Raw genomic sequence first — 26,035 nt, forward strand, 5'->3', positions numbered from 1 at the left:
AAAAAGGAGACAACCCATGAACCGCCTGACTGCCTTTTTCATCGTTACCCTGATGGCCATCAGTGGCCTGGCCAGCGCACGAGACCTCACGGCCGACGAAGCCCAAAAGCTGCAGGACGCTGGTACCATTCTGTCGGTTGAAAAACTCAACGCCACTGCCTTGTCCAAACACCCTGGCGCCACCTTGACCGATACCGAGCTGGAACAAGAATACGGCAAGTACATCTATCAGGTGGACTTGCGCGATGCCCAGGGCGTTGACTGGGAACTTGAATTGGACGCGGTTGACGGCAAGGTACTCAAGAATCATCAGGATCTGTAATGAAGCTTAATTTACGCCCTCGCAGCCGTTGGGGGCTGGCGCTGCTGGTGTTCTGTTCACTGGCCGTCGCCCGAGACCTGGACCAGGATGAGGCCCTGCAATTGCGGCAGCAGGGCGTGATCCTGCCCCTGGAACATTTGCTGCAACAGGCGCTGGATCGCCACCCCGGCGCCAAACTGCTGGAGGCCGAGCTGGAAGAAAAACACGGCGTCTATATTTACGAGGTCGAATTGCTGGCTACCGACGGCGTTGTGCGCGAACTGGACCTGGAGGCCGCGACCGGCCGTTTACTCAAAGATGAGGAAGACTGATGCGCCTGCTTCTGGTGGAAGATCATGTTCCCCTGGCCGACGAAGTGATGGCCGGGCTGACGCGGCAGGGTTACGCCGTCGACTGGCTCGCCGATGGCCGCGACGCGGTTTATCAGGGCAGCAGCGAGCCTTATGACCTGATCGTCCTCGATCTCGGCTTGCCGGGGGTGCCGGGGCTTGAAGTGTTGGCCCAATGGCGCGCGGGCGGCCTGAGCACGCCTGTGCTGATCCTGACCGCCCGCGGTTCCTGGGCCGAACGCATCGAAGGCCTCAAGGCCGGGGCCGACGATTACCTGACCAAACCCTTTCATCCCGAAGAGCTGCACCTGCGGATCCAGGCATTGCTGCGCCGCTCCCATGGCCAGGCCAACCAGCCGACGCTCCAGGCGGCCGGGCTGCATCTGGATGAAGGTCGCCAGTGTGTGAGCCGCGACGGCACCGAGATCCAACTGACCGCGGCCGAATTTCGCCTGCTGCGCTATTTCATGCTTCATCCCGAGCAAATCCTGTCCAAGAGCCATCTCGCCGAACACCTGTATGACGGTGAAACCGAGCGCGATTCCAATGTACTGGAAGTCCATGTCAATCACTTGCGGCGCAAGCTGGGCCGCAGCGTGATCGAAACCCGTCGCGGCCAGGGTTACCTGTTCGGCGGGCAGGCGCAGTGAGATCGATCCAGCGGCGTCTGAGCCTGGGCCTGATCGGTGTGATGGTGGTGGTCGGCCTGGTTCTGGCGCAGACCAGTCTGTGGTTGTTCGAGCTGGGTCTGCAGCGGTATCTGGAGGCGGGGCTGCGCAACGACAGCGAGAACCTGCTGGTGGCCTTGGTGCGTGGTCCGCAAGGCCTGCAACTGGATGAGCGACGCTTGTCGCCGGCTTATCTGCGACCATTTTCCGGGCATTATTTCCGCATCGATTTTGCCGATACGCATTGGCGCTCCCGCTCCCTTTGGGACCAGGAGTTACCCCATCTCGACCATCCGGGGCTGCACAGCAACCTGCAATTGGGGCCTGAAGGTCAGAAGCTGCTGGTCCTGCGCACCGACTATCGGCGTCTGGGCCAGGCGATTTCCATCAGCGTGGCCCAGGACTACACGCCCGTGCGGGACAGCTTCCTGCGCATGCAGCAGATCGGCCTCGGCCTTGGGTTGGCGGGGTTGCTGTTGATTCTGTTGTTGCAACGCATCACGGTGCACCGCGCCTTGCGCCCGCTGGACAAAGCCCGGGAGCAGATCGCCCAGTTGCAGCGCGGGCAGCGTTCGCAACTCGACGAGCAGGTGCCGCGGGAACTGGAACCGCTGGTGGCGCAGATCAACCATCTGCTGGCCCACACCGAGGACAGCCTCAAACGTTCACGCAACGCCCTGGGCAACCTGGGGCATGCCCTGAAAACCCCGCTGGCGGTGCTGCAGAGCCTGGCCTCGAATGAAAAACTCGACCCTTACCCCGAGCTGCGCAAGCTGTTGCTCGAACAACTGGAGCAGGTCCGTCAGCGCCTGAACCGCGAACTCAACCGCGCCCGACTGTCCGGCGATGCCTTGCCCGGTGCCCATCTTGACTGCGACGCGGAACTGCCGGCGTTGCTGGCCACGTTGAACATGATCCATGGTGAGCACTTGCACTTGGCTTACGTCGCGCCGCCCGGCCTGCACCTGCCCTGGGATCGTGAAGATCTGTTGGAACTGCTGGGCAACCTGCTGGACAACGCCTGCAAATGGGCCGACGCGCAAGTGCGCCTGACCGTGAGCGAGACAGCCGAGGGGTTCAGCCTGGCGGTGGAAGACGATGGGCCAGGCATTCCCGCAGACCGCCGCGATCAAGTCTTCAGCCGCGGCACGCGGCTCGATGAGCAGACCGACGGCCACGGTCTGGGGCTGGGCATCGTGCGGGACATCGTCGACACCTGGGGCGGGACGCTGGCGCTGGGCGACAGCGAATGGGGCGGGCTGAAGGTCACGATCGGATTGCCCAAGCGCTGATCTCTGGTGGGAGCGAGCCTGCTCGCGATAGCGCCGGGTCAGCCACTTCAATATCAACTGACAGACCGCCATCGCGAGCAGGCTCGCTCCCACATTGTTTTGGGGCTGGACTCAAGATATCGGTGCGTTCCCGCTCTCATGCGGATATAAAACCCGCCGCATGACCCTTGCAGCTTCTCGCCGCTTCCTGCAAAGTCGCGACCTTTTTGTCCGGTGGCTCTCCATCGCTGTGCTTTGAGGTAATGATGATAAATGCAGTAATTGCCGCGGTTGGCGTGATGCTGGTGCTCAGTCTGTCCCGCGTGCATGTGGTGATCGCGCTGATTATCGGCGCTCTGGTGGGCGGTCTGACTGGCGGCCTGGGCATCGACGCCACGCTCAAGGCGTTCAATGCCGGTCTCGGGGGCGGGGCAACCGTGGCGTTGTCCTACGCTTTGCTGGGTGCTTTCGCCGTAGCGATTGCCAAGTCCGGCATGGCTCACGCCCTGGCCGACAAAGCCCTGGCCATGGTGGATCGCCAGGACGTCGCCGGTGGCTCGGGGGTCAAATGGGTCCTGATCGGCTTGCTGGGAACGGTAGCGGTTGCCTCCCAGAATATTCTGCCGATCCACATCGCCTTCATCCCGCTGTTGGTACCGCCGCTTCTTTATGTACTGACCAAGCTGCAGCTGGACCGCCGGTTGATTGCCTGCGTCATGACTTTTGGCTTGATCACGCCCTACATGTTCCTGCCGGTGGGCTTTGGCAACATCTTCCTCAACGAGATCCTGCTGGCCAACGTCGCCCGCAGCGGCGTGGACGTCAGTGACATCAACATCACCCATGCCATGGGCATTCCGGCGCTGGGCATGGTGTTTGGTTTGGTCATGGCGTTTTTCACGTATCGCAAAAAACGCATCTACGACCTGAAAACAATCGCCAGGGCCGAACAGGTGACCGTGCGCTACAACCCGTTGAGCCTGTTGGTGGCGGGACTGGCGATCGCGGCGGCGTTTGCCATTCAGCTCCTGCTGGATTCGATGATCATCGGTGCCCTGGTCGGGTTTCTGATTTTCTCGGTATCGGGGGTGGTGCGTTGGCGCGAAACCGACGACCTGTTCACCGAAGGCATGAAGATGATGGCGATGATCGGTTTCATCATGATCGCCGCCTCAGGCTTTGCCGAAGTGATGAAGGCAACAGGTGAAGTCCAGAGCCTGGTGGAAACCTCGGCGGCCTGGATCGGCCACAACAAGGGCATCGGCGCCCTGTTGATGTTGCTGGTGGGCTTGCTGGTGACCATGGGCATCGGTTCGTCGTTCTCCACGGTGCCGATTCTGGCGACGATCTTCGTGCCGCTGTGCCTGCAATTGGGTTTCAGTCCGCTGGCGATCGTCTGCATCGTCGGCACCGCCGGAGCCCTGGGCGATGCCGGCTCGCCCGCTTCGGACTCGACCCTGGGCCCGACCTCCGGGCTGAACATCGATGGCCAGCACCACCACATCTGGGACACCGTGGTCCCGACCTTCATCCATTACAACTTGCCGCTGCTGGTGTTTGGCTGGGTGGCGGCGATGGTGTTGTAATCCGGGACCCAGTCGCCTTCATCGCGAGCAGGCTCGCTCCCACAGGGGTGTTCACAGAATATCCAATGTGAGAGCGAGCCTGCTCGCGATAAGGCCCCCAAAATCCAGCACCTCTTTAGCTGACCACTCGGCGCAAGCCCTTCACCTTGTCCTACAGTTTTCCCGTGCCGTGCCGTTAACACAGTTAACCACGCCATAAAACCGATAAGAGTGAACAGTATGCGCCTGAGCCTGAAGGCTAAAGTTCTGTCCTTGGCAATACTGCCTGTATTGCTATCCGCCGCTATTATCAGCCTGACCACGGCTTTCATTCTGAAGGAGCAGGCCGGCAAAGAGGTTCAGCAAACCCGCGAGCGCTTGCTCAGCGACGCTAAGGCCACCCTGCAGAATTACGTCGCGGTGGGGCTTACTGCCATCAAGCCGTTGTACGACGCGTCGGCGCCGGGGGATAACGCCGCGCGGGCCGAGGCTATCAAGCTGCTGTCGAACGTCACCTACGGCAAGGACGGCTATTTCTTCGGTTACGACTCCGAAACTGTTCGTCTCTTCAAGGCCAACAGCCCCGACGGTGTGGGCAAAAACTTCAAGGACAACCGCGATCCCAACGGTGTCTATGTCAACCGTGACCTGGTGAAAGTCGCCAAGGACGGAACCCACTATCTGGAATACAGCTCGCCACTGCCAAACAGCAAGGAACTGGTGCCAAAGCTCGGCTACACCGACTACTTGCCCAAGTGGGACATGGCGGTCGGCAGCTCGGTCAACCTGGACGGCATTGAAGCTCAGGTAGCACTGGTTGAGGCCAAGGTTCAAGAACGTCTGCAAGGCGTTCTGCTGAGCATCGTGGGCATTGCTGTGGTGGTATTGCTGGTGATTGCGGTGGTGGGCATGTTGCTGGCCAATGCCATCCTGCGGCCGCTGCACCTGATGAAAGACAACCTCGATGACATCGCGGCGGGCGAGGGCGACCTGACTCGCCGCCTGGCGATCACCAGCCAGGACGAACTCGGCCAACTGGCCGGCTCGTTCAACCGTTTTGTCGACAAGATCCACGGTCTGGTCCGGCAGATCACCGAAATGACCTCGCAGCTGACTGGGCTGGTGGCGCAGGTTTCCGAGCAGGCACAGCGCTCCGAGCAGGCCATGGAGCGTCAGCGTCACGAAACCGACCAGGTCGCCACGGCGATCAACGAGATGTCTTCGGCCGCCCAGGAAGTGGCTCGCAGTGCCCAGGGTGCCGCTGTCGCGGCCCAGCAGACCGACGAAGAAGGCCAGTCGGCCAAGCGTGTGGTGGCCGGCAGTATCCAGCAGATTCATGCACTGGTGAGCGATATTCGCAGCAGCGGCCTGTCCCTGGACAGTTTGCAACAGGACGTGGCTTCGATTGTCAGCGTGCTGGGGGTGATTCGCTCGATCGCCGAGCAGACCAACCTGTTGGCGCTGAACGCCGCCATTGAGGCCGCTCGCGCCGGGGAAGCGGGTCGCGGTTTTGCCGTGGTGGCTGATGAAGTGCGGGCCCTGGCCAGTCGGACTCAACAAAGTACCCAGGAAATCCAGGGCATGATTGATCGTCTGCAGTCGGGCACCCACGCAGCGGTAGAAGCGATGCGCCGCTCCAGCGAAGCGGGCGATGGCACGTCGGTGCAGGCCAATGAGGCCGGGGCGTCCCTGGACACCATGGCGCAGTTGATCGGCACCATCAATTCGATGAACGCCCAGATCGCCAGCGCTGCTGAAGAACAGACCGCCGTGGCCGAGGAAATCAACCGCAGCGTGCACCAGATCGCCGTGGCGGTGGACAGCGTCGCCGACGAAACTCAACTCGGTGCCCAGACCTCCCGCAGCCTGGCCGATCTGGGCCAACGCCTGGGCAAACTGGTGGGGCAGTTCCGCATCTGAGTCGTGCAGCAGGAGCTGCCGAAGGCTGCGATCTTTCGTGCTCGATCCGGATGTTTCGCCTGGGCAACCGGGCCCTATCGGGAAAGGAGGATCGCAGCCTTCGGCAGTTCTTGCCGGACGCAGGCAAACACGACCTTGTGGGAGCGAGCCTGCTCGCGATGGCGGTAGATCAGTCAATAACGATGTTGACTGTGAAGGCGCTATCGCGAGCAGGCTCGCTCCCACAATTGTTTGGCGGTGTCTGCATGATTGGGGAGGCCGTGCAGGTGCTACGCTTCTCGCACATCCCGCATCAACAACCCAAACCGCAAATCCACCGCATCCGGAATCGGCACGTACACCACATGCCCGTCTCCCGGTGCCACGTCGATGCCCTGGCCGTTGACGTTCTGCAGTTGATGCAGGTCGAAGTGAAAGTTGCCCTTGGGGGTCATCAATTCCATGTGATCGCCCAGGCCAAAGCGGTTCTTGACCCGGACTTCGGCCAGACGCTCGCGCCGCTGGCCGGTCAATTCACCGACGAACTGCTGGCGCTCCGACACTGAGCTGCCGTTCTGATAGTTCTGGTACTCATCATGAACATGCCGGCGTAGAAAACCCTCGGTGTAGCCGCGCTGGGCCAGGGACTCGAGGTCGGTCATCAGGCTGCGGTCAAACTCCCGGCCGGCCACGGCGTCGTCGATCGCCCGGCGATAGACCTGGGTGGTGCGTGCGCAATAAAAGTGCGACTTGGTCCGCCCTTCGATCTTCAAGGAATGCACGCCCATGCGGGCAAGCCGCTCCACGTGTTGCACGGCCCGCAGATCCTTGGCGTTCATGATGTAGGTGCCGTGCTCATCCTCGAAGGCCGGCATCGATTCCTCCGGGCGGTTCGCTTCCTGAAGCAGAAACACTTGGTCGGTGGGCGCGCCGAGGCCCAGGGTCGGTTCGGCTGGCCAGGTCTGCACGATATCGCCCACCGCGTTTTCCTGCGCCGGTTGCGCCGAATATTTCCAGCGACAGGCGTTGGTGCAACTGCCCTGGTTGGCGTCGCGCCGGTTCAAATAGCCCGACAGCAGGCAACGTCCGGAATAGGCCATGCACAGCGCCCCGTGAACGAACACTTCCAGTTCCATGGCCGGCACCTGCTCACGGATTTCGGCGATCTCCTCCAAGGACAGCTCCCGGGACAGGATGATGCGGCTCAAGCCCTGCTGTTGCCAGAACTCGACGCTGGCCCAGTTCACGGTGTTGGCCTGCACCGACAGATGAATCGGCATCTGCGGGAAATGCCGGCGCACCAGCATGATCAAGCCGGGGTCGGACATGATCAGCGCGTCCGGTGCCATGGCAATCACAGGCTCCAGGTCTTTGAGGAAGGTGCGCAGCTTGGCGTTGTGGGGCGCTATGTTCACCACCACATAGAAGCGCTTGCCCATGGCCTGGGCCTCGCCAATGCCCAAGGCCAGGTTGGCGTGGTCGAACTCGTTGTTACGCACACGCAGGCTGTAGCGCGGTTGGCCGGCGTACACCGCGTCGGCGCCGTAGGCGAAGGCATAACGCATGTTTTTCAGGGTGCCGGCAGGGGCGAGCAGTTCGGGGGCAACGAAGGGCATGGTGGCGTCGGATCGCAAAAAGCGCCGAGAGTACGCCACGACGGGTACCGTGCAATTGATCTGGATCAACACCGGATGCAAAGGGAAAGGCACTCCGGCGAATCCTGGCTGACTAACGTTTATCGCGCCAAGGATATGGAAAAGAAATGAACCGAAAGACCCTGCAAGACAAGTCCCAGATGCTGATGTTGATTCTGGTCACCATCGCTTTCATCTGGATCCTCCTGCCGTTTTATGGCGCCGTGTTCTGGGCAGTGATCCTGGGGATTGTCTTTGCCCCGATGCAGCGCCGCCTGCAACTGAAACTCGGCTGGCAGCGCAACCTCACTTCGTTACTTACATTGAGTATTTGCGTGGTGATCGCGATCTTGCCGGTGATCGTCATCAGTACGTTGCTGGTCCAGGAAGGGGCGGCGTTGTACAAGAGCCTGGAAAGCGGAGAGTTGGACATTGCCGATTACCTGGCCCGCTTCCGGGATGCCTTGCCGCCTTACTTCCAGAACCTGCTCGACCGTTTTGGCCTGGGTAACCTGAACGGGCTGCGAGAGCGGATCGTCAAAGGCGCGATGCAAGGCAGCCAATTCTTCGCCACCCAGGCGTTCAGCTTCGGCCAGGGCACGTTTCAGTTCCTGGTGAGCTTCTTCGTCATGATTTATCTGTTGTTCTTTTTCCTGCGTGACGGCCCTGAGCTGGTGCGCAAGGTCCGTACCGCCGTTCCCCTGGCGGAGTACCAGAAACGTCGCCTGCAGTTGAAGTTCAACCGTGTGGTGCGAGCGACCGTGAAGGGAAACCTGCTGGTGGCCATCACCCAAGGGGCGTTGGGTGGGCTGATTTTCTGGATCCTGGGGATTCCCACGGTGTTGCTCTGGGCGGTGCTGATGGCCTTTCTGTCGCTGTTGCCGGCGGTGGGCGCGGGCCTGGTCTGGGCGCCGGTGGCAGTGTATTTCCTGCTCTCCGGGGCCATCTGGCAGGGCGTGGTATTGACCCTGTTCGGGATATTCGTCATTGGCCTGGTGGACAATTTCCTGCGCCCCATCCTGGTGGGCAAGGATACGAAGATGCCCGACTACATGGTCCTGGTCTCGACGTTGGGCGGGCTGGCGGTGTTCGGGCTGAACGGATTTGTGATCGGCCCGCTGATCGCCGCGCTGTTCATGTCGTGTTGGGCGCTGTTCGTCGAAAGCAAGCCGCGGGTGCGGTTGCCCTAGGCGGTCAGCAGATAAGGGCCGATGCGTTGTGACAGGGCTTGGGCGGCGGGCAGAGAAGTCAGCGGACCGCTGATAGTGACGCCGTCCTGCACCAGATACCAGCAGGCCAACAGACCACGCTCCTTGAGTGGGGTGGGCACGGCGCTGCCAATGACAGACATGATTTGAACCTTGGGCATGGGAACCTCCATCAATCGATGGAGTTACCTTACGACTCAGCAGGGGGGAGGAAAAATCAACCGCTTCAATAGTAGGAATCGATGCTGCTCAATCGACGACCAGATCGAGCATGTGCACCACTTCCTGCTCGTTGAGCAAGCCCTTGCGCACCAGGTGTTGCGTCAGCAGCGAAAGGAATTTGGCGCTGCGGTGGCCTTCCAGGTGCTTGAGTTCAGTCAGCGCGGTGTACACCTTGCTGGAGGTACACAGATCATTGTTGCGGTGCGGGTGTTGCGTGGGCATGTCTTCGTCCTTGTTGTTATGGAGATGTTTGTTGGCGGACAACGCCAGTTTGCGACGTCCTCATGACGTGCACGTGACGGTCGGGCCTGGCAAATTCAAGCAGGATTCAGACCATGATGCCTGTTCGGGCCTGACTGATTGTTCCGCCAGCGACATCGGCAAGCCTTTTCAATCAATCAGCCCTTTCTTTCGCCCACAAAAAAGCCCCTGAATCTTTCGATTCAGGGGCTTGATCTGCTGCTGTCTGGCTCCACGACCTGGACTCGAACCAGGGACCCAGTGATTAACAGTCACTTGCTCTACCAACTGAGCTATCGCGGAATGACGCGTATGTTACTGATTGGAAAAGAGAAGTCAAGCTTCTCTTGCCGGCCGGCACATTCCTCAGGTCCGTTGGCGATTAATCGGCGATTGGCGGTTACCGCAACGGCAGGAGAGGGCTACCATGGTCCCCCGGAAGTGGCTGGACGCGCTGCCGGCCATTCGCCAAACAAAGGTTTGCGCCATGAATCATCTGTTACCGCTTCACACAGGCAACCACACTGAGGTGCGCCTATGAGCACCGCCCAGATCAGCTTGCCCAAGGGCGTGGGACCGCACGCGGAGAAACTCTACGATGCCATCACCCAGGCCAGCACCGCTGACGAATTGAACCGTGCCGGTGGCAAGGCCGAGGGTTTTGTCCTGGGGCTGGAAAGCACCAAGGCCATCAAGAGTCAGATTGCCGAGTCGTTGTATGTGATCTACGACGATGCTGCGAGTCAGCGGGCGACGGAGCTGTAATTTCGACGAGTTGCTTTTGTGGCGAGGGAGCTTGCTCCCGCTGGGCTGCGCAGCAGCCCTAGGAAATGCTTGAGTCAATCAGTCTGACACACCGAGGTGGCTGGCTTTAGGGCTGCTTCGCAGCCCAGCGGGAGCAAGCTCCCTCGCCACGGGGTCAGCGTGAACGCAAAAAAAGGGAAGCCTTGGCTTCCCTTTTTTCATCCCGGCGGCCTTCAGATCACCTGAACAATCGCCTTGGTCACCGCATCGATGTTGTTCTGGTTCAGTGCGGCCACGCAGATGCGGCCGGTGTCCAGGGCATAGATGCCGAACTCGTTGCGCAGGCGCGTCACTTGTTCAACGGTCAGGCCGGAGTAGGAAAACATCCCGCGCTGGCGTGCGACGAAGCTGAAATCCCGGTGCGGAGCGGCTTTAGCCAGCATATCCACCATCTGGTTGCGCATGCCGCGAATCCGCAGACGCATTTCGGCCAGTTCCGCTTCCCATTGGGCCCGCAGTTCCGGGCTGTTGAGCACGGCTGCGACAATACTGGCGCCGTGGGTCGGCGGGTTGGAGTAGTTGGTGCGGATCACGCGCTTGACCTGGGACAGTACCCGGGCACTTTCCTCTTTCGATTCGCTGACGATCGACAGGGCGCCAACGCGCTCGCCGTACAGGGAGAACGATTTGGAGAACGAGCTGGACGCAAAGAAAGTCAGGCCCGACTCGGCGAACAGGCGCACGGCGGCGGCGTCTTCGTCGATACCGTCGCCAAAGCCCTGATAAGCCATGTCCAAAAATGGAACGTGGTTCTTGGCCTTGACCACGTCCAGTACGTTTTTCCAGTCTTGCGGGCTCAGGTCCACGCCGGTGGGGTTATGGCAGCAGGCGTGCAGCACGACGATCGAGCGGTCGGGCAGGGCGTTGAGGTCTTCCAGCAGGCCGTTGCGGTTCACGTCATGGGTAGCGGCGTCGTAGTAGCGGTAGTTCTGCACCGGGAAACCGGCAGTTTCGAACAGCGCGCGGTGGTTTTCCCAGCTTGGATCGCTGATGGCCACGACGGCGTCAGGCAGCAGTTGCTTGAGGAAGTCGGCGCCGATCTTCAGTGCGCCAGTGCCGCCCACGGCCTGGGTGGTGATGACGCGGCCGGAGGCGATCAGCGGCGAGTTCTTGCCGAACAGCAGGGTCTGGACCGCCTGGTCGTAGGCGGCAATGCCGTCGATCGGCAGGTAACCACGGGAAACGTGTTGGGCCACGCGGATCGTCTCGGCTTCGACAACGGCGCGCAGAAGTGGAATGCGCCCCTCCTCGTTGCAGTAAACACCCACGCCCAAGTTGACCTTATTGGTACGGGTGTCGGCGTTGAATGCTTCGTTGAGGCCCAGGATGGGGTCGCGTGGTGCCAATTCGACAGCGGAAAACAGGCTCATTATTGCGCGGCTCTGAATGGAGTGTGAGGGGACGTGTAGCGCTCCAGCCGAATGCACTAGAGCGGTGCACAAACGGGGAGCTAGTATAGAGGCCATCACCGGGCGCGGCGACAGGCGATTCGGTTTTTAAGGCAAGTATTTTCGTTTTTTTTCGACCGTTAGTCCCCTGGCGGCGTCAAAGACTTCAAGGCGTGTAGGACGTTCGTCTTGAAAGCGAAGGCATTCACCTCCACATTGTATGCATCCCAGTTTTTTCCTCGGGCGACATCAGTCGTTTCGGTCTTTCTCGTTCCTGTTGGCTGGCCGACAGGGGTGAACCCAGAGGTTATGTTATGTCTGAATTCCAGCTAGTCACCCGATTCCAGCCCGCCGGCGACCAGCCGGAAGCCATTCGCCTGATGGTCGAAGGCATCGAGGCCGGACTGGCGCACCAGACGCTGCTCGGTGTGACAGGCTCGGGCAAGACTTTCAGCATCGCCAACGTGATTGCCCAGGTGCAGCGCCCGACCCTGGTGCTGGCACCGAACAAGACCCTGGCGGCGCAGCTGTATGGCGAGTTCAAGGCGTTTTTCCCCAACAACGCGGTGGAGTACTTCGTCTCCTATTACGACTACTACCAACCCGAAGCCTACGTACCGTCTTCGGACACCTTCATCGAGAAGGATGCTTCGATCAACGATCACATCGAACAGATGCGGCTCTCGGCCACTAAGGCATTGCTCGAACGCAAGGACGCGATCATCGTCACCACGGTGTCTTGCATCTATGGTCTGGGTAGCCCGGAAACGTACCTGAAGATGGTCTTGCACGTTGATCGTGGCGACAAGCTCGACCAGCGAGCCTTGCTGCGCCGCCTGGCGGACCTGCAATACACCCGCAACGACATGGATTTCGCCCGGGCAACGTTCCGGGTCCGTGGCGACGTGATCGACATCTACCCGGCGGAATCGGACCTGGAGGCGATCCGCATCGAGCTGTTCGATGACGAAGTGGAGAGTCTTTCGGCGTTCGATCCGCTGACCGGCGAGGTGATCCGCAAGCTGCCGCGCTTCACCTTCTACCCCAAGAGCCACTACGTTACGCCCCGGGAAACCCTGCTGGGCGCTATCGAGGGGATCAAGGTTGAATTGCAGGAGCGCCTGGAATACTTGCGGTCGAACAACAAACTGGTGGAAGCCCAGCGGCTGGAGCAGCGGACCCGATTCGACCTGGAGATGATCCTGGAGCTGGGTTACTGCAACGGCATCGAAAACTACTCGCGCTACCTGTCGGGTCGCCCGGCGGGCGCGCCACCGCCTACGTTGTATGACTATCTGCCGGCCGATGCCTTGCTGGTGATCGACGAATCCCACGTCAGCGTGCCCCAGGTCGGCGCCATGTACAAAGGCGACCGGTCCCGCAAGGAAACCCTGGTGGAATACGGCTTCCGTCTGCCTTCGGCCCTGGATAACCGGCCGATGCGTTTTGACGAATGGGAAAGTGTGAGTCCGCAGACGATTTTTGTCTCCGCCACCCCAGGCAACTACGAGGCCGAGCATGCCGGCCGGGTGGTCGAGCAGGTGGTACGGCCCACCGGGCTGGTCGATCCGCAGGTTGAAGTGCGCCCGGCGCTGACTCAGGTCGATGATCTGCTCTCGGAAATCTCCAAGCGTGTGGCAGTGGAGGAGCGGGTGCTGGTCACCACGCTGACCAAGCGCATGGCCGAAGACTTGACTGATTATCTGGCCGACCACGGTGTGCGGGTGCGCTACCTGCACTCGGACATCGACACGGTGGAGCGGGTCGAGATCATCCGCGACCTGCGCCTGGGTACGTTCGACGTGCTGGTGGGGATCAACCTGCTGCGCGAAGGTCTGGACATGCCGGAGGTGTCACTGGTGGCGATTCTGGACGCCGACAAGGAAGGTTTCCTGCGCTCCGAGCGTTCGTTGATCCAGACCATCGGTCGGGCGGCGCGTAACCTCAACGGCCGGGCGATTCTTTATGCCGATCGCATCACCGGTTCCATGGAACGGGCTATCGGCGAGACCGAGCGTCGTCGCGATAAACAGATTGCCTTCAACCTGGCCAATGGCATCACGCCAAAAGGGGTGTTCAAGGACGTCGCCGACATCATGGAAGGCGCCACTGTGCCCGGCTCGCGCAGCAAGAAGCGCAAGGGCATGGCCAAGGCCGCCGAAGAGAGCGCCCGTTACGAAGCCGAACTGCGCTCGCCGAGCGAAATCAGCAAGCGTATCCGTCAGTTGGAAGAAAAAATGTACCAGCTGGCCCGGGACCTGGAGTTCGAAGCGGCTGCGCAGTTGCGTGACGAGATTGGCAAGCTGCGCGAGCGGTTGCTGACTGTCTGAGGTTGTGTGGCCACGGTAATGGCCTTATCGCGAGCAGGCTCGCTCCCACAATGGACCGCGTCCAGTCCGGACAACTTGGTTCCCTGTGGGAGCGAGCCTGCTCGCGATTGAAGGTGCCTCGGTCTGACAGGTGCCACACAAATCCCCCTCTCACTGGAGCCCGCCCACCATCGCCTGTTACCATTCGCCCCCTGTTTCATCTTCGCTTTTATATTCTTTCCGAGACATGCCATGACCACCGTCCGCACCCGCATCGCGCCTTCGCCCACTGGCGATCCCCATGTCGGCACCGCTTACATCGCTTTGTTCAACTATTGCTTTGCCAAGCAGCACGGCGGTGAGTTCATCCTGCGGATCGAGGACACCGACCAGCTGCGTTCGACCCGCGAGTCCGAACAGCAGATCTTCGACGCCCTGCGCTGGCTGGGCATCGACTGGAGCGAAGGTCCGGACGTTGGCGGCCCGCACGGTCCTTACCGCCAGAGCGAGCGCGGTGACATCTATCAGCAGTACTGCCAGCAACTGGTAGACATGGGGCACGCCTTCCCGTGCTTCTGTACCGCCGAAGAGCTGGACCAGATGCGCGCCGAGCAGATCGCTCGCGGCGAGACCCCACGCTACGACGGCCGCGCGCTGCTGCTGTCCAAGGAAGAAGTCGCCCGTCGCCTGGCCGCCGGTGAGCCCCATGTGATCCGCATGAAGGTGCCGACCGAAGGCGTCTGCGTGGTGCCGGACATGCTGCGCGGCGATGTCGAGATCCCGTGGGATCGCATGGACATGCAAGTGCTGATGAAGACCGACGGCCTGCCGACGTATTTCCTGGCGAACGTGGTCGACGATCACCTGATGGGCATCACCCACGTCCTGCGCGGTGAAGAGTGGCTGCCGTCGGCGCCGAAACTGATCCTGCTGTACGAATACTTCGGTTGGGAACAACCGCAGCTGTGCTACATGCCACTGCTGCGTAACCCGGACAAGAGCAAACTGTCCAAGCGCAAGAACCCAACGTCGGTGACCTTCTACGAACGCATGGGCTTCATGCCTGAGGCGATGCTCAACTACCTGGGGCGCATGGGCTGGTCGATGCCGGACGAGCGCGAGAAGTTCTCGCTGCAGGAAATGGTCGAGCACTTCGACCTGTCGCGGGTGTCGCTGGGGGGGCCGATCTTCGATGTCGAGAAACTCTCCTGGCTCAACGGTCAGTGGTTGCGTGACCTGCCGGTGGAGGAGTTTGCTGCGCGTGTACAGAAGTGGGCATTCAACCCTGAGTACATGATGAAAATCGCTCCCCATGTGCAGGGCAGGGTGGAGACGTTCAGCCAGATCGCCCCTCTGGCCGGCTTCTTCTTTGCCGGCGGCGTGACCCCGGATGCGAAGCTGTTCGAGTCCAAGAAGCTTTCCGGTGATCAAGTGCGCCAATTGATGCAACTGATCCTGTGGAAGCTCGAAAGTCTGCGTCAGTGGGAAAAGGACAGCATCACCGCGACCATCCAGGCCGTGGTCGAATCGCTGGAGCTGAAACTGCGTGATGCCATGCCGCTGATGTTCGCCGCCATTACTGGCCAGGCCAGCTCGGTGTCGGTGCTCGATGCCATGGAGATCCTTGGCCCGGACCTGACCCGTTTCCGTCTGCGCCAGGCCATCGATCTGCTCGGTGGTGTGTCGAAGAAGGAGAACAAGGAGTGGGAAAAACTGCTGGGCGCGATTGCCTGAGTGCTCGATGAGGCAGGACATACCCCGGTTTTCCGGGGTTTGTCGGTAAGTGATTGTTATCCCGGCAAAAAACTTTCAAATTTGTTGAAAATAAATTTGACAGCCCTCGGATACGCCCTTAAGATTCGCCCCGTCCTCAGCGATGAGGGGCTATAGCTCAGCTGGGAGAGCGCTTGCATGGCATGCAAGAGGTCGACGGTTCGATCCCGTCTAGCTCCACCAATTTACACTTCAAGGCCTGGCCACACCGGTCTTGAAGCGATCAACACTCAGCGTTGATCAGTTGTATAGAAGGGTTTGCGTCCCCTTCGTCTAGTGGCCTAGGACACCGCCCTTTCACGGCGGTAACAGGGGTTCGAGTCCCCTAGGGGACGCCAGTTTTACAGAAGCGATGTTGCAAGAGGTCGCTCCGCCGCGAGGCGAAAAATCCGGGGCTATAGCTCAGCTGGGAGAGCGCTTGCATGGCATGCAAGAGGTCGACGGTTCGATCCCGTCTAGCTCCACCAATTACAGGTTCAAGGTTTGGCCACACCGGCCTTGAATCGATCAGTTCTCAGCGCTGATCAAGTTAGAAGGTTTGTGTCCCCTTCGTCTAGTGGCCTAGGACACCGCCCTTTCACGGCGGTAACAGGGGTTCGAGTCCCCTAGGGGACGCCACGATTACCCGCTCTGCGGGATTTTATAAGGGTCATTCAATTCTTGAATGGCCCTTTTGTTTGTCTGGCGTTCGGCCAATCTTCAATTCCTTTAACGATGCTTCTGACCAGCGGTCAAAATTTCCGCTTGCGGAAAATTATTACATGGATAATATTTCAGTCGTAATATTCGGAGGTAACGATGAGCGATAAAAAAGCGCAAACCCGCGAACGCATACTCAAGGCCGCCAGTGCTGCGCTGATTCAGCGGGGGCCGGCCGAGCCGAGTGTCGGCGAGGTGATGGGCGCCGCCGGGCTGACAGTGGGCGGCTTCTATGCCCACTTCGAAAGCAAGGATGCCTTGATGCTGGAGGCATTCAAGCAACTGCTCAGCCAGCGTCGCGGTCTGATCGCCGAGATGGATGCCGAGCTGACCGGTGAGGAGCGGCGAACCCTGGCGGCGGCGTTCTACCTGTCGCGCAAGCACCGTGATTCCACCGATCTGGCCTGCCCGATCCCGGCATCGGTCGGCGAGCTCGGGCGGCTGCCGGATGAGTTTCGTGAGGTGCTCAATGAGCATATTGAGCTGATGGTTGCGCAGTTGGCGGCCAGCCCGGAAGACGCCGACAAGGCCTTGGCGGACATTGCCCTGATGGTCGGCGGCCTGGCCTTGGCACGAGCGTTGGGCCCGGGAGAGTTATCGGATCGGTTGCTGCGCGCTGCCAAGTCGGCGGTGCGATGAGCTAAGGCGCAAGCCCTGGAGATGAGCGATGAACAGGTTTAGCTGGATTCGTGGCGTCAATGGCACGCTGGGATGGGTGGCCCCGGGCCTGGTGGCGAAGAAGATGCGATCGCTGTTCATGCGTCCCCGGGACTTGCCGCCAAGGGATTGGGAGTTGCCATTGCTGGCGACCTCCGAGCGCATCACCTTACGCTTCGGTCTGTCCGCCTTGCGCTGGGGCAAAGGCCCGACTGTCTTGTTGATGCATGGCTGGGAAGGGCGACCCACGCAATTTGCCGCGCTGATCACGGCGCTGGTAGGTGCTGGCTAGACGGTGGTGGCGCTGGACGGCCCGGCCCATGGTCGTTCACCTGGACGCGAGGCCAATGTCCTGCTGTTCGCCAGGGCCATGCTCGAAGCCGCGGCGGAGTTACCGCCGCTGCAAGCCGTGGTTGGGCATTCCATGGGTGGTGCCAGTGCCATGCTCGCGGTTCAGCTGGGGTTGCGGACCGAGACTCTGGTCAGCATTGCAGCGCCTGCGCGCATTCTTGGCGTGCTGCGTGGGTTCGCCCGGATGATGGGGCTGCCGCCCAAGGCGCGATCGGCCTTCATTCGCCAAGTGGAAAACGATGTGGGCATGCCGGCTTCGAGGATGGATGTCGCCCATTACCAGCTGGACGTGCCCGGGCTGATTGTCCATGCCGAGGACGACACCTTCGTTTCGGTCAAGGAATCGCAACTGATTCACGAAGCCTGGTTCGACAGCCGCTTGCTGCGCTTGCCGCAGGGCGGCCACCAGCGGGTGCTGGCCGATCCTCGCGTCATTGATGGCGTGTTATCCCTGCTGGCCGGGCGCAGTCTGCAAGCACGGCAATCGGCTTGATCTGTGGGAGCAAGGCTTGGCCGCGATGGCGGTCAAGCTCGGATCCGTTACACTGGCCCCCACCAAATTCGACCGGGAGAGGGGCATGGGCTGGGATCGGGCAACGCCGTTCATTATTGATCTTCAAGTAAATGCCGAAGACATCGACGGGCTGGGCCACGCCAATAACGCGGTATACGTCACCTGGCTTGAGCGCTGTGCCTGGCGCCATTCCCAGCGCCTGGGGCTGGATCTGGTGGAGTATCGGCGGCTGGACCGGGCCATGGCGGTTGTGCGTCATGAGATCGATTACCTGGCGGCGGCCTACGAAGGTGACGAGCTGCAACTGGCTACCTGGATCGTCGACTGGGATCAGCGATTGAAGATGAATCGGCATTTCCAGCTGATTCGCCCCAGTGACAACACCACGTTGCTGCGCGCCCAGACCACCTTTGTTTGCATCGAACTGTCCACTGGCAGGCCCAAGCGCATGCCACCGGAGTTCATCGAGGGTTATGGTCCTGCGCTGATGACATCCGGCATTCTCATAGACTGACCCAGCGCTATCGCGAGCAAGCTCGCTCCCACAGGGATCTGTGGTGGATGCAGAATCTGTGAACACGCGGGATCCAGTGTGGGAGCCGAGCTTGCTCGCGATGACGGCCGCACATTCGGTATCAATGCAAGCTGACCCAGCGCTATCGCGAGCAAGCCCGCTCCCACAGGGGATTGGTGGTGAATTCCGATGTTGTGGGCAAAATCCGGTAAACTGCCGCACGTTTTTCGTTGAGTGTGTTTTTCCATGCAAATTGCCCTGGCGCCCATGGAGGGGTTGGTTGACAACATCCTGCGGGACGTTCTGACCCGTGTTGGCGGTATCGACTGGTGCGTGACCGAGTTCATTCGCATCAATGACCGTCTGCTCACACCGGCCTATTTCCACAAGCTTGCCCCTGAGCTGCTGACCGGTGCCCGGACCGCTGCCGGCGTACCGCTGCGGGTGCAATTGCTGGGTTCCGATCCGGTGTGCCTGGCGGAGAACGCCGCATTGGCCTGCGAGCTGGGTTCGCAGGTTATCGACCTGAACTTCGGCTGTCCGGCCAAGACTGTGAATAAATCACGGGGTGGGGCGGTGTTGCTCAAAGAGCCGGAGCTGCTCAACGAAATTGTCGAGCACGTGCGCCGCGCGGTGCCCAGGCACATTCCCGTTACCGCCAAGATGCGCCTGGGTTTCGACAGCCCGGATGGGGCGTTGGTCTGTGCCACGGCATTGGCCGAAGGTGGCGCGGCGCACATTGTGGTGCATGCACGGACCAAGACCGACGGCTATAAACCACCGGCCCACTGGGAGTGGATCCCACGGGTTCAGGAGGTGGTCAAGGTCCCGGTATTCGCCAACGGCGATATCTGGAGCGTTGAAGACTGGCGCCGGTGCCGCGAGATCAGCGGCGTGGAAGACATCATGCTCGGCCGCGGCCTCGTTTCCCGTCCTGATCTGGCCCGGCAGATCGCTGCGGCCAGGGCCGGTGAAGAGGTGATCGAGCTGTCCTGGGCCGAATTGCAACCGATGCTCCAGGACTTCTGGGTGCAGGTGGTCGAGCAATTGACCCCACGCCAGGCGCCCGGCCGGTTGAAGCAGTGGCTGGCGATGCTGACTCGCAATTATCCCGAAGCGGTGGAGCTGTTTACCGCCCTGCGCCGGGAAACCGACCTGGACGCGGTAGGCCATTTGCTCGGCGTGCAGCGCACCGAAGCGGCCTGAAAAAAATTTCAAAACAACCTCTTGAAAAGTTTTTGGCGGTCCCTAGATAGGGATTACGCGATGCCGAATTCGGGTCGCGGAGACAAAAAACCTTGCTGAACTTTTCAGGAGATTTGAATCATGAGTACTGCATTTTCCCTGGCCCCTCTGTTCCGTTCCTCGGTGGGCTTCGACCGTTTCAACGACCTGTTCGAAACCGCCTTGCGCAACGAACCAGGCAGTAGCTATCCACCCTACAACGTGGAAAAACATGGCGATGACGAGTATCGCATCGTGGTTGCCGCCGCCGGATTCCAGGAAGACGACCTGGACCTGCAAGTGGAAAAAGGTGTGCTGACCATCAGCGGTGGTAAGCGCGAAGCGAGCAACGACAGCGTGACCTACCTGCACCAGGGTATCGCCCAGCGTGCGTTCAAGCTGTCCTTCCGGTTGGCCGATCATATCGAGATCAAATCCGCCGGCCTGAGCAACGGTCTGTTGAGCATCGACCTGTTGCGAGTGATCCCGGAAGAGGCGAAAGCCAAGCGCATCCCGATCAACGGGGCGCAGCAACAACCCGCGCTGCAAAACTGATGCATCGCAACTAATGAAGAAGGGCGCCATTGGCGCCCTTTTTCATTTGTGGAGCCCTCATTGCGGGCTCCTTTGTCAGGGCAACAGTCGCTCAAACGCGTCTAGCGGCAACGGCCGACTGTGCAGGTAGCCCTGGTACAAATGGCAACCCAGCCCCTGCAGGAAACTCAGTTGTTCCGGGGTCTCGACACCTTCGGCGATCACCTCCAGCTCAAGGCTGCGGGCCATGGCGACGATGGCGCGGATGATTTCGGTATCGTTGGGGTCGCTGGTGGCGTCGCGCACGAATGACTGATCGATTTTCAAGGTGTCCACCGGCAGACGTTTGAGGTAGGTCAGCGACGAATAACCGGTCCCGAAATCGTCCATGGCGAAGCTCACCCCCAATTTTTTCAGGCGACGCATCTTGGCGATGGTGTCGTCCAGGTTCTGGATCACGATGCCCTCGGTGATTTCCAGCTTGAGCATGGCGTAAGGCAGGCCATAGGTGGCGAGGCAGCTTTCGATGCGCTCGACGAAGTCGCTCTGGCGGAACTGCCGTGGGCTGATATTCACGCACAGGCTGAATTGCAGCGGATCGATCTTGCCCTTGGCGATCAGTTGTTTGAAGCCGTTGCAGGCTTCATCGAGAATCCAGGTGCCAACTTCCAGGATCAGCCCGCTGTCCTCCAGCACTTTGATGAATTCATTCGGTGATTGGGCGCCCAATTCGGGGTGATGCCAGCGCACCAGCGTTTCGGCGCCGATGATGCGGTTGTCCCGGGCGTCGACCTGAGGTTGGAAATGTACGCTGAACTCCCCGCGAGCCAAGGCCTGGCGCAGGTCGGTTTCCATGCGCAGCCGTTCGCTGGCGGCTTTTTGCATGGTGGTGTGGAACATCTGCGAGGTGTTGCGCCCCGAATCCTTGGCGCGGTACAGCGCAATGTCGGCGCGCTTGAGCAGGTCGGTGGGGGTAGAGCCATGGTCGGGAATCAGCGCCATGCCGATGCTCGGCGTGACCTGCAACCGTTGGCCATCGAGAAACATCGGCTCCGACAGTAATTCGCGCAGAGTGTCGGCCAGGTTCTGTACCTGTTGGCTGACTGCGCTGCGGGTGCCTTCCAAGCCGCTGAGCAGCACCACGAATTCGTCGCCGCCCAGCCTCGCCACGGTGTCTTCCAGGCGCACGCTGGCTTCCAGGCGTGCGGTGATGATTTTCAGCACCGTGTCGCCCACCGGGTGGCCCAGGGAGTCGTTGATGTGCTTGAAGTGGTCCAGGTCCAGAAACAGCAGGGCGCCCCGCAGGTTATGGCGCTTGAGCAAGGCGATCTGCTGGCTCAGCCGATCCATCAGTAAGGCGCGGTTGGGCAGGTTGGTCAGCGGATCGTGATAGGCCAGGTGGCGGATCTGTGCTTCGGCATTGCGCAACAGGCTCACGTCCCGGGCGGTCAGCAGCAGACAGGCCGTTTCATTGAGCATGATGGGTTCGACCGAGACCTCCACCGTGAGGATCTCTCCGCGTTTATTGCGCCCGAGCATTTCCTGGTGATGCACCCGGCCCTTGAGCTCCAGTTCGGCCAGTAGCGCCATGCGTTGTTTTTCTTCGGCCCAGATACCGACCTCGTAGACCGTATGCCCGATCACTTCGTCGGCGCGGTAGCCGGTCAGGCGGCAGAAGCCGTCATTGACTTCGAGGTAGCGGCCGCTGTCGCGTTCGGTGATGGTGATGGCGTCAGGGCTGGAATGGAAAGCCTTGGCGAATTTCTCCTCGCTGGCCTTGAGGGCCGCTTCAGAGCGCTGCTGCTGGGAGATATCCCGCAGGGTGGTGACAATGCAGGGCTGGTTGCCGACGTTGATCTGGCGACTGGAAATCACGCATGTCAGCGGCTGGCCGTTTTTATGGTGGACGACGACGGCCACGTTGTTCAGGGAGCGCTCGCGTATCACCCTTTCGATGCGTTGCAGGCTGCTCCCCGAGGCGTCCCACAGGCCGATTTCGTCGGCGCTCAGGCCGATCACGTCGGTGGCTGACCAGCCGAAGGTCTGGGTGAAGCTGGAATTGATTTCGAGGAACCGGCCACTATCCTGATGAGTTACGCAGATCGGGTCGGGGCTGACCTGGAACAGGGTGGCGAATTTTTCTTCCGACGCCGCCAGGCTCTGTTCGCGTTCTACCTGGTCAGTGATGTCCAGCAAGGTACCGGCCATGCGCAGCGGGCTGCCGTCGTCATTGCGATAGAGACGTGCGCGGCTTTCCAGGTATCGGGCGCTGCCGTCCGGCATTTGTACGCGGTAGGTCAGTTGATAATTCCCCGCCGGGCCTTCCCGCAGGCTGCGGTAGGCGTTGCGCATGTTGTTGCGCTCGTCATCGGGCACCCCTTCGAAAAACGCATCGAACGACTCGTGGAACGGCTTGGGCTCCAGGCCATGCAACTGCGCCGCCCGGGCCGAGCCGTAGAGCATGCCGCTGGGAATATGCCAGTCCCAGGTGCCCAGTTGCGCCGAATCGAGGGCCAGATCAAGGCGTTCCTGGCTGTCCTTGAGGGCCTGTTCGGCGAGTTTGCGTTCGGTGGTATCGAGGAAGGTGCTCAGCAGATAAGGTTGGCCTTCCAGCTCGACCTTCTGGGCGCTGAGCAGGCCGCTGTGGATCTGACCATTGCTGGCCTGCAGTTCCACCTCCATGCTCGCCATTTCGCCGTTGGCCTTGATGATCTCCACCAGTTTTGCCCGCTGTCCGGGGTCGACCCATAGGCCCAGTTCCAGCGTCGTGCGGCCGATGATGTCGTGCAGCGGCCAGCCAAACAGACTTTCGAAATACTGGTTGGCCTCGATGATCAGCCCGTCTTCCTGGCGGGTCAGCAACACCATATTCGGACATAGGTGAAAGAGCGTGGCGAAGCGTTTTTCCGAGTTGCGCAGTGCCTGCTCCCGTTCGCGCTGGTGCGTGATCTCCCGGATTACTCCGATCATCCGCGGGCGGCCGTGTTTGTCGGGTAATACGCTGCCGTTGATTTCCAGCCAGTGCAGGCTGCCGTCGGGCCAGACGATGCGATGGTGCATGGCCTGTTCCAGCGGCGCACCGGCCACAGCCGCATGAAAGGCGCGGATGGCCTTTGCTCGGTCTTGGGGGAGCAACAGGTCCAGATAGTCCACATCCGCCGGCAATGGCTGGCGCGGATCGAAGCCGAACAGCGCCTGGGTGCCCCGTGACCAACTGATCCGCCCGGTATCAATGTCCCACGACCAGGCTCCCAGGCGCGCGCCGTTCAAGGCGGCCAGCAACTGGGGGGCGCTGTCCCAGCTTTGCTCGGACCGTTTCGGGTCTAGCGCCTGAATGCGCGGCAGGGGCGGGAACTGGTCAGCGGACTTGGGCATTATCTCGCGAGCCTTGGGCAATTTTGGGCGTTGAGCGCAGGCGTTTCGGCTCTATAGGAGTAGCACAACCTATGCCCTTTTCCCTGGCAGATCGATTTGTGCGTCCAGTAAGGACATGAAAGCCCGTGCAGCATTCGACAGCGTCCGTTCGGTGTGCAAGATATAGCCTAGCTGGCGACTGAGCTGTATGCCCGGCAAAGGAATGCGTGCCACCTGTTCATCGAGCATGGTGCGCGGCAGGACGCTCCAGGCCAGGCCGATGGAGACCATCATTTTTATGGTTTCCAGATAATTCGTGCTCATGGCGATGTTCGGCGTCAGGCCCTGGGCTTCGAACAGGCGTTGAACAATGTGGTGGGTAAAGGTATTGCCGCCGGGGAAAACCGCCGGATGCAAGGCGATGTCTGCCAGGCTGACCGGGCCGTTGTCCAACAGCGCGTGTTCCGGCGCCACCACGAAATCCAGGGGGTCGTCCCACACCGGCGTGGCGCGTACCAGCGTGTGCGGTTCCGGGGCCAGGGTGATGACCGCCAGCTCCGCCCGGCCGTGGAGAATTTCTTCGTAGGCCACTTCCGAATCGAGGAACTGAATATCCAGCGCCACCTCAGGGTAGCGTCGGGTGAACTCCCTCAATAGAGGTGGCAGCCGATGCAGGCCGATATGGTGGCTGGTGGCGAGCGTCAGGCGTCCGGTCACTTCGCCGGTCAGGTTGGTCAGGGCGCGGCGGGTGTCATCCAGCACGTTCAGAATCTGATAGGCCCGTGGCAGAAGGGCTCGGCCAGCCTCGGTCAGGCCGACTTCTCGACCGAGCCGATCGAACAGACGCACTTTGAGCTGTTGCTCCAGCCCGGCGATACGCTTGCTGATGGCCGGCTGGGTCAGGTGCAGGCGTTCACCGGCGCCGGAGAAACTGCCGGTCTCGGCGATGGCGATAAAGGCGTTAAGGCTGGCGAGGTCCATGGGCGTCCTGGTCGAATTCCAAATGGTTATGCAAAGCATGAAAAATATGAATTTGAGTTATTTAATGTAGCCTCATAAGATCAGCCTCACAAGCCAAGGGGTTATTGATTCACCAAGACCCAGGGCATAGAAACAAGCTGATGAGGAACCGTCTGATGGCCGGCAAAACGCTCTACGACAAGCTCTGGGATTCGCATTTGGTCAAGCAGCGCGACGATGGTTCGGCGCTGATCTACATCGACCGTCACATCATCCACGAAGTGACTTCGCCGCAAGCCTTCGAAGGCCTGCGTCTGGCCGGGCGCAAGCCGTGGCGCATCGATGCCAATATCGCGACCCCGGACCACAACGTGCCGACCACACCGGAGCGCAAGGGCGGCATCGAAGCCATTGCCGATCAGGTGTCGCGCTTGCAGGTGCAGACCCTTGACGATAACTGTGACGAATACGGCATCGTTGAATTCAAGATGAATGACGTGCGCCAGGGTATCGTCCACGTCATTGGCCCGGAGCAGGGCGCGACCTTGCCCGGCATGACCGTGGTCTGCGGCGACTCCCACACCTCCACCCATGGTGCGTTTGGCGCCTTGGCCCACGGCATCGGCACCTCCGAGGTCGAGCACGTGCTCGCTACCCAGTGCCTGGTCGCCAAGAAAATGAAAAACATGCTGGTGCGCGTCGAGGGCAAGCTGCCGTTTGGCGTGACTGCCAAGGACATCGTCCTGGCCGTGATCGGCAAGATCGGCACCGCCGGTGGTAACGGCCATGCCATCGAGTTCGCCGGCAGCGCCATCCGCGATTTGTCCGTGGAAGGGCGCATGACCATCTGCAACATGTCCATCGAAGCCGGCGCTCGTGTCGGGCTGGTGGCCGCCGATGAAAAAACCGTGGAGTACGTCAAGGGCCGTCCGTTCGCCCCCAAGGGCGCCGAGTGGGACATGGCGGTGCAAGCCTGGAAAGACCTGGTTTCCGATGCCGACGCGAAGTTCGACACCGTGGTCGAACTCGACGCGACGCAAATCAAGCCGCAAGTCAGCTGGGGCACTTCCCCGGAAATGGTCCTAGCCGTGGACCAGAACGTGCCCGATCCTGCCAAGGAGATGGATCTGGTCAAGCGAGACTCCATCGTCCGCGCCCTGAAATACATGGGTTTGAGCGCCAACCAGGCGATCACCGACATTCAGCTGGACCGTGTGTTCATTGGCTCCTGCACCAACTCGCGGATCGAAGACCTGCGCGCAGCGGCGGTGATCGCCAAGGGCCGCAAAGTCGCCTCGACCATCAAGCAGGCCATCGTGGTGCCAGGCTCGGGCCTGGTGAAGGCCCAGGCGGAAGCCGAAGGTCTGGACAAGATTTTCCTCGAGGCCGGTTTCGAATGGCGTGAGCCTGGGTGCTCGATGTGCCTGGCGATGAACCCGGACCGTTTGGAGTCGGGCGAGCATTGCGCCTCCACCTCCAACCGTAACTTCGAAGGCCGTCAGGGCGCCGGTGGCCGTACGCATCTGGTCAGCCCGGCCATGGCCGCCGCCGCCGCCGTCAACGGCCGTTTCGTCGACGTCCGTGAATTGATCTGAA

General features: G+C 60.8%; 21 protein-coding genes, 5 tRNA genes and 2 pseudogenes. 21 read left to right on the plus strand and 7 right to left on the minus strand.

Going from position 1 to position 26,035, the window contains the following annotated elements; genetic code table 11:
• Positions 1 to 16: 16 nt before the first annotated feature.
• From MKS85_RS21000 to MKS85_RS29030, 7 genes and pseudogenes are all read left to right on the plus strand, one after another.
• Positions 17 to 322, plus strand: a complete 306-nt coding sequence (locus tag MKS85_RS21000) for a PepSY domain-containing protein (protein ID WP_047229267.1) — start codon at positions 17 to 19, stop codon at positions 320 to 322.
• Complete coding sequence (locus MKS85_RS21005; protein ID WP_047229266.1) at positions 322 to 633, plus strand: PepSY domain-containing protein; 312 nt, start codon at positions 322 to 324, stop codon at positions 631 to 633. Before MKS85_RS21000 ends, MKS85_RS21005 begins: the two co-directional genes overlap by 1 nt.
• Positions 633 to 1,301: a response regulator transcription factor gene (locus tag MKS85_RS21010; protein ID WP_076383909.1), complete on the plus strand. Its 669-nt coding sequence runs from the start codon at positions 633 to 635 to the stop codon at positions 1,299 to 1,301. Before MKS85_RS21005 ends, MKS85_RS21010 begins: the two co-directional genes overlap by 1 nt.
• The gene (locus MKS85_RS21015) at positions 1,298 to 2,611 is read left to right on the plus strand and encodes an ATP-binding protein (RefSeq protein ID WP_107322235.1); all 1,314 of its coding nucleotides are present in this window, start codon (positions 1,298 to 1,300) and stop codon (positions 2,609 to 2,611) included. The genes MKS85_RS21010 and MKS85_RS21015 overlap by 4 nt, the downstream gene beginning before the upstream one ends.
• A 248-nt stretch (positions 2,612 to 2,859) precedes the next feature.
• On the plus strand, positions 2,860 to 4,176 hold the full coding sequence (locus MKS85_RS21020; RefSeq protein ID WP_160891366.1) for a Na+/H+ antiporter family protein: 1,317 nt from the start codon (positions 2,860 to 2,862) through the stop codon (positions 4,174 to 4,176).
• 219 nt (positions 4,177 to 4,395) lie between these two features.
• Positions 4,396 to 5,217: pseudogene (locus MKS85_RS29025) on the plus strand (cache domain-containing protein); the annotation flags it as partial.
• Positions 5,218 to 5,319: 102 nt separating this feature from the next.
• Positions 5,320 to 6,075 (plus strand): methyl-accepting chemotaxis protein, encoded by a 756-nt coding sequence (locus MKS85_RS29030; protein ID WP_373685067.1) that lies wholly within the window; start codon positions 5,320 to 5,322, stop codon positions 6,073 to 6,075.
• Between the two features lie 269 nt (positions 6,076 to 6,344).
• Here MKS85_RS29030 and yegQ read toward each other — a convergent pair whose 3' ends face one another.
• Complete coding sequence (gene yegQ / locus MKS85_RS21030) at positions 6,345 to 7,670, minus strand: tRNA 5-hydroxyuridine modification protein YegQ (RefSeq protein ID WP_076386590.1); 1,326 nt, start codon at positions 7,668 to 7,670, stop codon at positions 6,345 to 6,347.
• Positions 7,671 to 7,816: 146 nt separating this feature from the next.
• On the opposite strand from yegQ, the gene MKS85_RS21035 reads away from it, so the two are divergent.
• Complete coding sequence (locus tag MKS85_RS21035; protein WP_047229261.1) at positions 7,817 to 8,878, plus strand: AI-2E family transporter; 1,062 nt, start codon at positions 7,817 to 7,819, stop codon at positions 8,876 to 8,878.
• Here MKS85_RS21035 and MKS85_RS21040 read toward each other — a convergent pair.
• The 3 genes from MKS85_RS21040 to MKS85_RS21050 all read right to left on the minus strand — a co-directional run bounded on the left by MKS85_RS21040 (position 8,875) and on the right by MKS85_RS21050 (position 9,661).
• The gene (locus MKS85_RS21040) at positions 8,875 to 9,057 is read right to left on the minus strand and encodes a hypothetical protein (protein ID WP_188251368.1); all 183 of its coding nucleotides are present in this window, start codon (positions 9,055 to 9,057) and stop codon (positions 8,875 to 8,877) included. The genes MKS85_RS21035 and MKS85_RS21040 overlap by 4 nt on opposite strands.
• 88 nt (positions 9,058 to 9,145) lie before the next feature.
• On the minus strand, positions 9,146 to 9,340 hold the full coding sequence (locus MKS85_RS21045) for a hypothetical protein (RefSeq protein WP_047229259.1): 195 nt from the start codon (positions 9,338 to 9,340) through the stop codon (positions 9,146 to 9,148).
• A gap of 245 nt (positions 9,341 to 9,585) precedes the next feature.
• A tRNA-Asn gene (locus tag MKS85_RS21050) sits at positions 9,586 to 9,661 on the minus strand.
• Between the two features lie 234 nt (positions 9,662 to 9,895).
• Here MKS85_RS21050 and MKS85_RS21055 point away from each other — a divergent pair.
• Positions 9,896 to 10,123 carry a hypothetical protein gene (locus tag MKS85_RS21055; RefSeq protein ID WP_047229257.1) on the plus strand — a complete coding sequence of 76 codons (228 nt, stop codon included), beginning with the start codon at positions 9,896 to 9,898 and terminating at the stop codon, positions 10,121 to 10,123.
• Positions 10,124 to 10,335: 212 nt separating this feature from the next.
• Here MKS85_RS21055 and MKS85_RS21060 read toward each other — a convergent pair whose 3' ends face one another.
• Positions 10,336 to 11,532, minus strand: a complete 1,197-nt coding sequence (locus tag MKS85_RS21060) for an amino acid aminotransferase (protein ID WP_188251367.1) — start codon at positions 11,530 to 11,532, stop codon at positions 10,336 to 10,338.
• A gap of 332 nt (positions 11,533 to 11,864) precedes the next feature.
• On the opposite strand from MKS85_RS21060, the gene uvrB reads away from it, so the two are divergent.
• The 11 genes and pseudogenes from uvrB to MKS85_RS21115 all read left to right on the plus strand — a co-directional run bounded on the left by uvrB (position 11,865) and on the right by MKS85_RS21115 (position 20,146).
• Positions 11,865 to 13,880 (plus strand): excinuclease ABC subunit UvrB, encoded by a 2,016-nt coding sequence (uvrB, locus tag MKS85_RS21065; protein ID WP_076383911.1) that lies wholly within the window; start codon positions 11,865 to 11,867, stop codon positions 13,878 to 13,880.
• Between the two features lie 231 nt (positions 13,881 to 14,111).
• Positions 14,112 to 15,593, plus strand: a complete 1,482-nt coding sequence (gltX, locus tag MKS85_RS21070; RefSeq protein ID WP_047229254.1) for a glutamate--tRNA ligase — start codon at positions 14,112 to 14,114, stop codon at positions 15,591 to 15,593.
• A 146-nt stretch (positions 15,594 to 15,739) separates the two neighbouring features.
• Positions 15,740 to 15,815, plus strand: a tRNA-Ala gene (locus MKS85_RS21075).
• 79 nt (positions 15,816 to 15,894) lie between these two features.
• Positions 15,895 to 15,970, plus strand: a tRNA-Glu gene (locus MKS85_RS21080).
• Positions 15,971 to 16,023: 53 nt separating this feature from the next.
• Positions 16,024 to 16,099, plus strand: a tRNA-Ala gene (locus MKS85_RS21085).
• A 75-nt stretch (positions 16,100 to 16,174) separates the two neighbouring features.
• Positions 16,175 to 16,250 (plus strand) — tRNA-Glu (locus tag MKS85_RS21090).
• Positions 16,251 to 16,430: 180 nt separating this feature from the next.
• On the plus strand, positions 16,431 to 16,970 hold the full coding sequence (locus MKS85_RS21095) for a TetR/AcrR family transcriptional regulator (protein WP_188251366.1): 540 nt from the start codon (positions 16,431 to 16,433) through the stop codon (positions 16,968 to 16,970).
• Positions 16,971 to 16,998: 28 nt separating this feature from the next.
• A pseudogene (locus MKS85_RS21100) lies at positions 16,999 to 17,832 on the plus strand (alpha/beta fold hydrolase).
• A gap of 85 nt (positions 17,833 to 17,917) precedes the next feature.
• Positions 17,918 to 18,367: a thioesterase family protein gene (locus tag MKS85_RS21105; protein WP_047229251.1), complete on the plus strand. Its 450-nt coding sequence runs from the start codon at positions 17,918 to 17,920 to the stop codon at positions 18,365 to 18,367.
• Positions 18,368 to 18,613: 246 nt separating this feature from the next.
• Entirely contained in the window at positions 18,614 to 19,573 is a 960-nt protein-coding gene (locus MKS85_RS21110; protein ID WP_047229250.1) for a tRNA-dihydrouridine synthase, read from the plus strand.
• A gap of 120 nt (positions 19,574 to 19,693) precedes the next feature.
• Entirely contained in the window at positions 19,694 to 20,146 is a 453-nt protein-coding gene (locus MKS85_RS21115; RefSeq protein ID WP_047229249.1) for an Hsp20 family protein, read from the plus strand.
• Positions 20,147 to 20,221: 75 nt separating this feature from the next.
• Here MKS85_RS21115 and MKS85_RS21120 read toward each other — a convergent pair whose 3' ends face one another.
• Positions 20,222 to 23,500: an EAL domain-containing protein gene (locus MKS85_RS21120; RefSeq protein ID WP_047229248.1), complete on the minus strand. Its 3,279-nt coding sequence runs from the start codon at positions 23,498 to 23,500 to the stop codon at positions 20,222 to 20,224.
• A 69-nt stretch (positions 23,501 to 23,569) separates the two neighbouring features.
• Complete coding sequence (locus MKS85_RS21125) at positions 23,570 to 24,460, minus strand: LysR family transcriptional regulator (RefSeq protein ID WP_047229247.1); 891 nt, start codon at positions 24,458 to 24,460, stop codon at positions 23,570 to 23,572.
• A gap of 155 nt (positions 24,461 to 24,615) precedes the next feature.
• On the opposite strand from MKS85_RS21125, the gene leuC reads away from it, so the two are divergent.
• The gene (gene leuC / locus MKS85_RS21130; protein WP_188251364.1) at positions 24,616 to 26,034 is read left to right on the plus strand and encodes a 3-isopropylmalate dehydratase large subunit; all 1,419 of its coding nucleotides are present in this window, start codon (positions 24,616 to 24,618) and stop codon (positions 26,032 to 26,034) included.
• The last annotated feature ends 1 nt before the right edge of the window (position 26,035 follow it).

The sequence above is a fragment of the Pseudomonas sp. JL2 genome, from assembly GCF_031570495.1.
Classification (GTDB): domain Bacteria; phylum Pseudomonadota; class Gammaproteobacteria; order Pseudomonadales; family Pseudomonadaceae; genus Aquipseudomonas; species Aquipseudomonas rhizophila.